This is a genomic window from Lacticaseibacillus suilingensis, from assembly GCF_016861845.1.
Classification (GTDB): Bacteria; Bacillota; Bacilli; order Lactobacillales; family Lactobacillaceae; genus Lacticaseibacillus; species Lacticaseibacillus suilingensis.
On the sequence record NZ_BOLV01000056.1, the window covers coordinates 1 to 1,701 of the forward strand.

Here is a 1,701-nt window from a genome sequence, read left to right on the forward strand (position 1 = left end):
TCCTCTCAAAACTAAACAAAGTTTCATGTGATAGGTTTCCGTGATACTTACGTATCTATCCTTAGAAAGGAGGTGATCCAGCCGCAGGTTCTCCTACGGCTACCTTGTTACGACTTCACCCTAATCATCTGTCCCACCTTAGACGGCTAGCTCCTCGAAAGGTTACCCCACCGGCTTCGGGTGTTACAAACTCTCATGGTGTGACGGGCGGTGTGTACAAGGCCCGGGAACGTATTCACCGCGGCATGCTGATCCGCGATTACTAGCGATTCCGACTTCGTGCAGGCGAGTTGCAGCCTGCAGTCCGAACTGAGACCGGCTTTAAGAGATTAGCTTGCCCTCGCGGGTTCGCAACTCGTTGTACCGGCCATTGTAGCACGTGTGTAGCCCAGGTCATAAGGGGCATGATGATTTGACGTCGTCCCCACCTTCCTCCGGTTTGTCACCGGCAGTCTTACTAGAGTGCCCAACTGAATGCTGGCAACTAGTCATAAGGGTTGCGCTCGTTGCGGGACTTAACCCAACATCTCACGACACGAGCTGACGACAACCATGCACCACCTGTCACTATGTCCCCGAAGGGAACGCCTGATCTCTCAGGTTGGCATAGGATGTCAAGACCTGGTAAGGTTCTTCGCGTTGCGTCGAATTAAACCACATGCTCCACCGCTTGTGCGGGCCCCCGTCAATTCCTTTGAGTTTCAACCTTGCGGTCGTACTCCCCAGGCGGAATGCTTAATGCGTTAGCTGCGGCACTGAAGGGCGGAAACCCTCCAACACCTAGCATTCATCGTTTACGGCATGGACTACCAGGGTATCTAATCCTGTTCGCTACCCATGCTTTCGAGCCTCAGCGTCAGTTACAGACCAGACAGCCGCCTTCGCCACTGGTGTTCTTCCATATATCTACGCATTTCACCGCTACACATGGAGTTCCACTGTCCTCTTCTGCACTCAAGTTTCCCAGTTTCCGATGCACTTCTTCGGTTAAGCCGAAGGCTTTCACATCAGACTTAAAAAACCGCCTGCGCTCGCTTTACGCCCAATAAATCCGGATAACGCTTGCCACCTACGTATTACCGCGGCTGCTGGCACGTAGTTAGCCGTGGCTTTCTGGTTGGATACCGTCAACGTCTGAACAGTTACTCTCAAACGTGTTCTTCTCCAACAACAGAGTTTTACGACCCGAAAGCCTTCTTCACTCACGCGGCGTTGCTCCATCAGACTTGCGTCCATTGTGGAAGATTCCCTACTGCTGCCTCCCGTAGGAGTATGGGCCGTGTCTCAGTCCCATTGTGGCCGATCAACCTCTCAGTTCGGCTACGTATCATCGCCTTGGTAAGCCGTTACCTTACCAACTAGCTAATACGCCGCGGGTCCATCCAAAAGCGATAGCTTACGCCATCTTTCAACTTTAGACCATGTGGTCTAAAGGTTTATGCGGTATTAGCATCTGTTTCCAAATGTTATCCCCCACTTAAGGGCAGGTTACCCACGTGTTACTCACCCGTCCGCCACTCGGTTTTAAAGAAGTTGTTCCGAAGAACTCGATCAACAAAACCTCGTTCGACTTGCATGTATTAGGCACGCCGCCAGCGTTCATCCTGAGCCAGGATCAAACTCTCATATAATGAGTTATTTGAATAGCTCGATTTGTTGTTTGCGAATTGACTTCGCTCATGTTTAATTCTCTTCGATTTA

At 51.1% G+C, this 1,701-nt stretch carries 1 rRNA gene; it reads right to left on the reverse strand.

The annotated features are described in order from the left end of the window. Positions 1 to 65 precede the first annotated feature (65 nt). Positions 66 to 1,631: ribosomal RNA gene (locus tag JUF11_RS13005) — 16S ribosomal RNA — on the reverse strand. Between the last annotated feature and the right edge of the window lie 70 nt (positions 1,632 to 1,701).